The organism is Pirellulales bacterium (assembly GCA_035656635.1).
Taxonomy (GTDB): domain Bacteria; phylum Planctomycetota; class Planctomycetia; order Pirellulales; family JADZDJ01; genus DATJYL01.
The window spans coordinates 1-7779 of the sequence record DASRSD010000124.1 but is presented as its reverse complement, the minus strand read 5'-3'; the positions used below and the strand labels follow the sequence as shown (position 1 = coordinate 7779).

The 7779-nt window shown below is 54.4% G+C and carries 13 protein-coding genes; all 13 read right to left on the bottom strand.

Annotated features, from left to right (window positions below; genetic code table 11):
- The coding region (gene map / locus VFE46_11580; GenBank protein HZZ28633.1) for a type I methionyl aminopeptidase at window positions 1-598 on the bottom strand (598 nt) is incomplete at its 3' end.
- A 131-nt stretch (window positions 599-729) separates the two neighbouring features.
- Window positions 730-1299: an adenylate kinase gene (locus tag VFE46_11575; GenBank protein HZZ28632.1), complete on the bottom strand. Its 570-nt coding sequence runs from the start codon at window positions 1297-1299 to the stop codon at window positions 730-732.
- Window positions 1300-1325: 26 nt separating this feature from the next.
- The gene (gene secY / locus VFE46_11570; protein ID HZZ28631.1) at window positions 1326-2672 is read right to left on the bottom strand and encodes a preprotein translocase subunit SecY; all 1347 of its coding nucleotides are present in this window, start codon (window positions 2670-2672) and stop codon (window positions 1326-1328) included.
- A gap of 221 nt (window positions 2673-2893) precedes the next feature.
- Complete coding sequence (gene rplO / locus VFE46_11565) at window positions 2894-3391, bottom strand: 50S ribosomal protein L15 (GenBank protein HZZ28630.1); 498 nt, start codon at window positions 3389-3391, stop codon at window positions 2894-2896.
- Window positions 3388-3876 carry a 30S ribosomal protein S5 gene (gene rpsE / locus VFE46_11560; protein ID HZZ28629.1) on the bottom strand — a complete coding sequence of 163 codons (489 nt, stop codon included), beginning with the start codon at window positions 3874-3876 and terminating at the stop codon, window positions 3388-3390. The genes rplO and rpsE overlap by 4 nt, the downstream gene beginning before the upstream one ends.
- Window positions 3877-4037: 161 nt before the next feature.
- Window positions 4038-4406, bottom strand: a complete 369-nt coding sequence (gene rplR, locus VFE46_11555) for a 50S ribosomal protein L18 (GenBank protein ID HZZ28628.1) — start codon at window positions 4404-4406, stop codon at window positions 4038-4040.
- Between the two features lie 58 nt (window positions 4407-4464).
- The gene (gene rplF, locus VFE46_11550; protein ID HZZ28627.1) at window positions 4465-5010 is read right to left on the bottom strand and encodes a 50S ribosomal protein L6; all 546 of its coding nucleotides are present in this window, start codon (window positions 5008-5010) and stop codon (window positions 4465-4467) included.
- A 129-nt stretch (window positions 5011-5139) separates the two neighbouring features.
- Window positions 5140-5535, bottom strand: coding sequence for a 30S ribosomal protein S8 (gene rpsH, locus VFE46_11545; protein ID HZZ28626.1), 396 nt, complete (start codon window positions 5533-5535; stop codon window positions 5140-5142).
- A 15-nt stretch (window positions 5536-5550) separates the two neighbouring features.
- Complete coding sequence (locus VFE46_11540) at window positions 5551-5736, bottom strand: type Z 30S ribosomal protein S14 (GenBank protein ID HZZ28625.1); 186 nt, start codon at window positions 5734-5736, stop codon at window positions 5551-5553.
- Between the two features lie 92 nt (window positions 5737-5828).
- Window positions 5829-6464, bottom strand: coding sequence for a 50S ribosomal protein L5 (gene rplE, locus VFE46_11535; protein ID HZZ28624.1), 636 nt, complete (start codon window positions 6462-6464; stop codon window positions 5829-5831).
- Window positions 6465-6568: 104 nt separating this feature from the next.
- Window positions 6569-6922, bottom strand: a complete 354-nt coding sequence (gene rplX, locus VFE46_11530; protein HZZ28623.1) for a 50S ribosomal protein L24 — start codon at window positions 6920-6922, stop codon at window positions 6569-6571.
- A gap of 14 nt (window positions 6923-6936) precedes the next feature.
- Window positions 6937-7305 carry a 50S ribosomal protein L14 gene (gene rplN / locus VFE46_11525; protein ID HZZ28622.1) on the bottom strand — a complete coding sequence of 123 codons (369 nt, stop codon included), beginning with the start codon at window positions 7303-7305 and terminating at the stop codon, window positions 6937-6939.
- An 18-nt stretch (window positions 7306-7323) separates the two neighbouring features.
- The gene (rpsQ, locus tag VFE46_11520) at window positions 7324-7629 is read right to left on the bottom strand and encodes a 30S ribosomal protein S17 (protein HZZ28621.1); all 306 of its coding nucleotides are present in this window, start codon (window positions 7627-7629) and stop codon (window positions 7324-7326) included.
- Window positions 7630-7779: the final 150 nt, after the last annotated feature.

The window sequence follows — 7779 nt, the reverse complement described above, 5'->3', positions numbered from 1 at the left end:
TGCGTCGTAGTTGCGGGCTGACGAAATTTGGCACTTGCGGCTCTTCGTGCATATCGCGACCAATGCCGTGACCTACGAAGTTTTCGACGACCGAAAAACCATGATCGCGCACATAGGAGCCCATTTCACGGGCGACATCGCTCCAGCGGGTTTTGACCGCCATCAATTCGATCGCCAGATCAAGCACCGACCGAGTGACATCTAACAACCGCTGCACCTCGGGCAAAACATTTCCCACCGGATGCGTGTAAGCCGAGTCTCCGCACCAGCCGTTCAGCTTGCAGCCGGTATCGAGGCTGACGATGTCGCCTTCCTTGAGCCGCCGCGCGCCGGGAATGCCGTGCACTACTTCGTCGTTTACGCTGATGCAGGTGGCGGCAGGAAAGGGAACTTTGCCGGGCACGCCTTTGAACAGCGGCACCGCGTTCTGGCGGTTGAAGTATTCGTCGATGAGGGCGTCGATTTCTGCCGTGGTAATTCCGGGCCGCACGGCTGCTTTCGCCGCTTGATGAGCGCCCCACACCGCCAAGCCGGCCTTTCGCATTTGCGCCAGTTCGCGCGGCGAACGCAAATTAATGCACTTAGGTGAATTCGTCACTGTGGAGGGTGCTTTCGGCAGGCGAGGTGGATATCGATGCGCCGCAATACGGCGGACTGTCGCGGGCTCCCGAGACGGAAATGGTTGGTTGTTTTCTTCCAAATCATCCTACCGTGTAAGTGCCGCTGAGGCTACCGCTGGCAAGATTTCATTCGTTCCACAGCCTGGCGCATGCGTGCAAACACTTCGTCCACGGTTCCCATGGCGTTGATGGCATACAGCAACTTGCGGCCGCGATAGTAGTCGGACAAGGGCTTGGTTTGCTGTTGATAGGTAACCAGGCGTTGGCGAATAACTTCCGGTTGATCGTCCCCACGACCGCGCGCAATCATCCGCTGAACAACTTCGTCTTCGTTGACTTCCAAATCAATTACGCCGTCAAGCGGTTGCTTGCGGTCAGTCAAGTATTGGTCCAAAGCGGTTGCTTGCGGCAAGGTGCGCGGAAAACCATCTAGCAAATAACCTGTTGCACAATCGGACTGACTAAGCCGCTGCTGCACCAACTCCAGCACGGTGTCGTCGGGCACGAGCTTTCCTTGATCGATGAATCCCTTCGCGTGCAGCCCAACGGGCGTGCCTTGGGCAATGGCCAGCCGCAGCATTTCGCCAGTCGAGAGATGCGGCACGCGCAAAAATTCCACCAACCGCTGCGCCTGAGTGCCTTTGCCAGCTCCGGGAGGTCCAAGAAGAACTAATCGCATGGGAACGCCGTTTGAATTTGCGTCACCTATTGCAGCAATCCTTTGTAATTCCGCATCACGAGGTGGCTGTCGATTTTCTGAACCAAATCGAAGGCCACGCTCACGGCAATCAGCAGCGTCGTGCCGCCGTAAAATTGGGCGACGATAAAGGGAATATCTAACGAGCCGGAAATCAACGTGGGCACAATGGCCACGACCGACAGGAACGCCGCCCCCACGTAAGTAATGCGAACCATGACTTTTTCCAGGTAATCTTCAGTACGCTTGCCAGGCCGATACCCGGGAATGAACGTGCCGAAGTTTTTCAAGTTATCGGCCACGTCTTTCGGATTGAACATGATGGCCGTCCAGAAATAACAGAAGAAGTAAATCAAGATGATATACAGCATGTTGTAAATGTAAGATGTCCCGCGCGTGAAGGCGTCGTTCAAATTGTCCCAAATTCCGCCGTAGGCCGCGGCCAGTTGGCGGAACAATAGATTGGGAAACAATAGCAAGCTGCTGGCGAAAATAATCGGCATCACGCCCGAGTGGTTTACCTTCAGCGGTAAGTATTGCCGATTGCCACCAAACACTTTGCGGCCGCGCACGTGCTTGGCGCTTTGGGTGGGAATGCGGCGCTGGCCTTGATCCATATACACCACGCCCGCTACGACGCTGACGAACAAAATGCCCATCACAATCCATTTTTCTGGGCCGAACTTGCCCACGCTGCCGCCCAATTCCAACGAGCTATTGCTGATCATGTCGATAAATGCGGCGGGCATCCGCGCTAAAATGCCGGCCATAATCAGCAAGCTGATGCCGTTGCCGATGCCAAATTCGTCAATTTGTTCCCCCAGCCACATCAAAAACACGGTGCCCGTGGTCATGATCATGACGGCCACAAATTGCCAGTAGAACGACAGATGACCGTTCACCATAAACTCGGACGAAATGAAGCTGCGCGTTCCGCTGCCATGAATCAAATACGCCAAATAACCCCAACTTTGCCCAATGCAAATCACCACCGTGGCATAGCGTGTGTACTCGTTGATTTTTTTGCGGCCGCTTTCGCCTTCTTTTTGCAACTGCTCCAAGGGCGCCCACACGCTGCCGAGCAATTGGAAAATAATGGAAGCCGAAATGTAGGGCATAATTCCCAGGCCGAAAATCGTTCCCATCGTCAAGTTGCTGGCGCTGAACACGGCCGCCTGCTGGAAGAACGAGCCTAGGGTGGAATTCGATTGCAGGCTGGCCTTCATGGCGTCGCGATCCACAATGGGCAGCGGAATTTGGAAGCCGACCCGGTAAATCGCCAGAAAGAGCATGGTCAGCAGAATTTTCTGCCGCAGCTCTGGAATGGTGAACATCACCCGAATTTTTTCCCACATGGCTTGCTCCGGACTTAAATGCCGACCAATTCCTTCCAACTACCACGCCACAGAGAAAGATTATAAGGAAGCCACGAAACCAGGAAAGGCAAGATTGCTCGCAAATGTATTCCCGCGGGGCAGTTTATTGCAGTGGCCGCTTTCTGAATTCCTGCGTTCCTTGTTACGCCCCAATTCCAACTCCAAGGTTAGCGAAATTCACGAAACGGGGCGAAATCGAATTACTTGGCAACCGCGGTCTTTCTGGGCTTTTTGCGCTTCACAGGCTTGGGCCCGGGCAGCACCACCGCTTCGCCGCCGGCGGCTTTGATTTTTTCCAAGGCGGACGCACTGAACTTATGGGCCGTGACCTTCAATTTTTTCTTGATTTCTCCCTGGCCCAGCACTTTCAATGCATCGCAAGGGCGCTTGCATAAACCAGCCGCTTTCAGCGTTTCGAGGGTCACTTCGTCGCCCGACTTGAATGCTGACTGCAATTCGTCCAGGTTCACAATTCCAATCCGCAAGCCCCATTGATTGTGAAAGCCGCGCTTGGGAATGCGGCGAATGAGAGGCATGCGTGCGCCCTCGAAAATTACCGGCGCTGCCCAACCGGCCAGCTGACCTTGCCCTTTATGGCCGCGTCCGGAAGTTTTGCCTCTGCCGGAGCCGATGCCGCGGCCTATGCGCAGACGTTTGGTATGCTTGTGAATGCTGCGATGCACGTCGTTGATGTTCATGGCAGGGTTACTCCGCGCAGTCGTTGCACTTCGACCGGAGTGCGCAGTTGCTTAAGGGCGTTCATCGTGGCTTTGACCACGTTGATGGGATTTGTGGAGCCGTAATTTTTGGTAAGCACGTCGTGAATGCCGGCTGCTTCGCAAACTGCACGCACCGCCGCGCCAGCAATAACGCCGGTGCCAGGACTAGCTGGCAATAAGATGACGTCCGAAGCGCCGAAGTGACCCAATACCGGATGAGCGATGGTGCTGCCTTCCAGCGGAATATCGATCATGCTGCGAGAGCCATCTTTGATTGCCTTTTCTACAGCAGGCGGAACTTCGTTGGCTTTGCCGTAACCTGCGCCAACTTTGCCGCGGCCATTGCCGACCACGACCATGCCCGCAAAGCTGAACCGGCGGCCGCCTTTGACTACTGCCGCGCAGCGCCGGATTTTAATGACTTTTTCGACCAGTTCGCCGGAGTGGGAAGTTTCTGTGGGCATGTTGCTTGGGGTGTTTGGTGTCTTGTATTGGGTGACTAGTTGTCTAGTGTCTGGTCACTTGTACTTTGTTCTGGCGTGTGAACATTTTTAGCGATTCTCTAGTAACGGGAGTAATGGGATTTCCCAAAAAACAGACACCAGATTCCAGACATTTTGTTTGCTCAAAAACTTAATCCTGCTTTGCGCGCTGACTCGGCCAGGGCGGCGACACGGCCATGATATTTTGCGCTGCCGCGGTCAAAGGATACTTGCTTGATTCCGGCCGCCAAAGCCCGCTCTGCAATGGTGCGGCCAATCGCTTCGGCGGCTGCTTTGTTGCCGCCGTATTTAACTTGGCCTTTCAATACTTTTTCTGTTGTCGCGGCCGAAGCCAGCGTGCTTCCTTTCGAATCGTCAATCACCTGGGCATAGGTATGCTTCAGGCTGCGAACGATGCACAGGCGGGGGCGATCTTTCGTGCCGCGGGTGTTTTTCCGCACACGGAACGACCGTCGCCTACGCTGCAAGCCGATTTGTTTTTCGTGATTCATGGCGTCACCGCATTAATTGCTTTGTCACTCTGCCTATCCCTTACTGCCTACCGACTGCCTATTTAGTAACTGCCTTACCGGCCTTGCGACGAACTTGCTCGCCGTCATAGCGGATGCCTTTGCCTTTGTACGGTTCCGGCTTGCGAACTGCTCGCACTTCAGCGGCGAATTGTCCCACCGCCTGTTTATCGATGCCCTTGATAACAATGTGTGTTTGGTCCGGGCACGCTACGTTTAATCCGGCAGGAATAGGCAAGTGAACTTCGTTGGCAAAACCCACCCGCAATTGCAGTTGATTTTTTTGGATTGCCGCTAAATAGCCGACGCCGACAATTTCCAACTTCTTTTCGTAGCCCTTGGTGACCCCGTCGACCATATTTCGCAAGAGCGCGCGAGTGAGTCCGTGCACGGCTTTTGCCTGGCGGCCATCGTTTTTGCGGCTAACGACTAACCGCTTAGCGGCATCGTCGAATTTGACATCGACGAGCGGCAAAAAAGCCTGCTTCAGTTTGCCCAAAGGACCTTCGACGGCCACTTCGCCGCCGGCGACGACGACTTTCACCTTATCGGGCACGGGCACGGGAATTTTTCCAATTCGGGACATGATTTCGGAGCGATTTGCAATTAACAGTTAGCAACTAGCCGAAGAGGCTGCCGCGGATTGAGAATTACCGACCGCTGATAATTATTTGTTAATCCTGTTTGACTGATTGCTAACCGCTAATTGCTTTTATTACCACAACTCGCACAGCACTTCGCCGCCGAGCTTGCGTTGCCGGGCCTCGCGATCGCTAACCACGCCACGGCTGGTGCTAATGATGGAAATTCCCAACCCGCTCAGCACCGGCTTGAGCTTAGCGGCGCCGGAATACATTCGTCGGCCTGGTTTGCTGACGCGCTTCAAATGCCGGATGACACGCTCACCGTTGGGGCCGTATTTTAATTCAATGCGCAGCTGGTTGGCCGGCTGTGATTCCACTTCCTTCCAGTCCCAGATGTAACCTTCGCGCTTGAGCACATCGGCCACACCGCGCTTGACCTTGGAGGAGGGCATATCGACCGTCGGCCGCTCCACGCGAATGGCGTTACGGATGCGGGTTAGCATATCGGCAATGGGATCAGTAATCATGCGTTGTGGGTCCTGTTACCAGCTTGCCTTTCTCACGCCTGGAATCATGCCTTGGTCGGCCAACTTCCGGAAACAAATCCGGCACAGGCCGAACTTGCGATACACTGCCCGGGGACGGCCGCACAATTGGCAGCGCCGCCGCAACTTGGTGGAAAATTTGGGCTTTTGTTTTGCTTTTGCAATTTTGGAAGTGCTGGCCATTGTTCTGTGATAGGCGGTCCGTAGATAGTGATCAAATGGAAATCGATACGATCAAATTAATTGTATGTGCATTCGGATTTTCATGGACGACGTTATGCTGCGCCTTTTTTGTCCTTGCCCGACTTTTCTTCGGCTTTGAAGGGGAAACCCAAAGCCCGGAGCAATTCTCGCGAATCATCGTTGCTGTGTCCGGAAACCACAATGGTGACGTTCATGCCTTGCACGCGTGTGAATTTGTCGGGGTTAAGTTCCGGAAATACCAGTTGCTCCGACAGGCCCAAGCTGTAATTACCCTGGCCGTCGAACGAGTTTGGATCCAAACCGCGGAAATCGCGCACTCGGGGCAATGCCAGCGACACTAGGCGATCCAAAAATTCGTACATCCGTGCGCCGCGCAGCGTGACCTTGCAGCCAATCGCCAGGCCCTCCCGCAATTTGAAACCGGAAATCGCTTTACGGGCCTTGGTAACCAACGGCTTTTGACCGGTGATTTGCGTCAGGGCGGCCACGGCATCTTCGAGGTTCTTTTTTTCCGCGACAGCGCTGCCGACCCCCATGTTCAACACGATTTTTTGCAAGCGGGGCAACGACATGGCATTTTTGCGGCCCAATTTGCCGCTGAGGCCCGGCAACACCTCTTTCTCGAACTTTTCCAACAAGCGCGGCGTAGGCGGCGGTCCGCTGGGGGCGGTTTCTTGGGTTGCGGTTTTTTTGTCTTTCTTAGCCATGGCGGTCGTTAACGAATATTCAGGATTGGTTTCAGATTCACAGTGAATGGTTTGTAATTTTTATTTCCGCCCCGTGGGCAGCCATAACGATGTTGAGGCTTGGTTTATTGGCGCTTTTTGCCGCTTTCTTTGCGAACGGCGCTGACTGCTCCTAGCGAAGCTCCACTGCGCTTGGAATAGCGTTCGCGGCTGCCTTCTTTCGTCACACGCACGCCCACTCGGGTTGGCTTATCGGTTTGCGGATCGACCAGCATGATATTGGAAGCATCCACAGGCATTTCTTTCGATAGCCGGCCGCCCTGCGGATTTTTTTGGCTGCGTTTCATGTGCTTGTAAACGCGGTTTACGCCCTCGACCACCACTTTTCCGGATTTAGGCGAAACGCTAAGCACCTTGCCGCGCACGCCGCGCTCTTCGCCGGCAATGACTTGCACGATGTCGTCTTGTCGAATGTGCATGGAACAACTCCGCTTCACACTACTTCGCTTGCTAAGCTTACAATTTTCATGAAATTCCGTTCGCGCAGCTCCCGAGCCACGGCTCCGAAAATGCGCGTGCCGCGCGGATTTTTTTCCGCATCGATGAGCACCACGGCGTTGCTGTCGAACCGCACGTAACTACCGTCGGTGCGGCGCGTCGGCTTTTTGCAACGGACGATGACCCCTTGCACGACCGCCTTCTTTTTAATGTCGCTGCCGGAAATCACGCTTTTCACGCTGCACACCACAATATCGCCTAGCCCGGCATAGCGCCGTCGGCTGCCGCCAAGCACCTTGAAGCACATTACTTCGCGGGCGCCGGTGTTATCGGCCACGTTCAGCCTGGTTTGCATTTGGATCATGACAACACGCTATTGTGCCTACTTGATTCCGGCTTCTTCATCCATTTTGGTCGCCGCACGCATGGCGGCGAGATCGACCGCCTGGCTCTTGGCCACCACGCGCACCAATTCCCAACGCTTCAACCGCGATTTCGGCGGGCATTCGCGAATTTCCACTGTGTCGCCTTCGTGCGATTCGTTGTTTTCGTCGTGAACATGGCACACGGTTTTGCGGTGCAAAATTTTGCCGTACTTCGCATGCCGCACCAGACGGGGAATTTCCACCCGCCGCGTTTTTGCAGCCTTATCTTTCATGACAACGCCAATTTCTAATCGCTTGGGCATAACTTGTGTTTTGATTCGTTAAAGATCCAATACCCGAGGGAACCGGAGTGTGGTTGATTGGCTAGGAAATTGATTATTTGTTTGTTGCGGTAGCCCGGCGGCGCTCGTTCAGGATGGTTTGGCAGCGAGCAATTAACCGACGATGTTTTT

Excerpts from the sequence above, each read along its gene's own strand:
- VFE46_11575 (HZZ28632.1), bottom strand. The coding sequence starts at position 1,299 with ATGCGATTAGTTCTTCTTGGACCTCCCGGAGCTGGCAAAGGCACTCAG.
- secY (HZZ28631.1), bottom strand. The coding sequence starts at position 2,672 with ATGTGGGAAAAAATTCGGGTGATGTTCACCATTCCAGAGCTGCGGCAG.
- rplO (HZZ28630.1), bottom strand. The coding sequence starts at position 3,391 with ATGAACATCAACGACGTGCATCGCAGCATTCACAAGCATACCAAACGT.
- rpsE (HZZ28629.1), bottom strand. The coding sequence starts at position 3,876 with ATGCCCACAGAAACTTCCCACTCCGGCGAACTGGTCGAAAAAGTCATT.
- rplR (HZZ28628.1), bottom strand. The coding sequence starts at position 4,406 with ATGAATCACGAAAAACAAATCGGCTTGCAGCGTAGGCGACGGTCGTTC.
- rplF (HZZ28627.1), bottom strand. The coding sequence starts at position 5,010 with ATGTCCCGAATTGGAAAAATTCCCGTGCCCGTGCCCGATAAGGTGAAA.
- rpsH (HZZ28626.1), bottom strand. The coding sequence starts at position 5,535 with ATGATTACTGATCCCATTGCCGATATGCTAACCCGCATCCGTAACGCC.
- VFE46_11540 (HZZ28625.1), bottom strand. The coding sequence starts at position 5,736 with ATGGCCAGCACTTCCAAAATTGCAAAAGCAAAACAAAAGCCCAAATTT.
- rplE (HZZ28624.1), bottom strand. The coding sequence starts at position 6,464 with ATGGCTAAGAAAGACAAAAAAACCGCAACCCAAGAAACCGCCCCCAGC.
- rplX (HZZ28623.1), bottom strand. The coding sequence starts at position 6,922 with ATGCACATTCGACAAGACGACATCGTGCAAGTCATTGCCGGCGAAGAG.
- rplN (HZZ28622.1), bottom strand. The coding sequence starts at position 7,305 with ATGATCCAAATGCAAACCAGGCTGAACGTGGCCGATAACACCGGCGCC.
- rpsQ (HZZ28621.1), bottom strand. The coding sequence starts at position 7,629 with ATGCCCAAGCGATTAGAAATTGGCGTTGTCATGAAAGATAAGGCTGCA.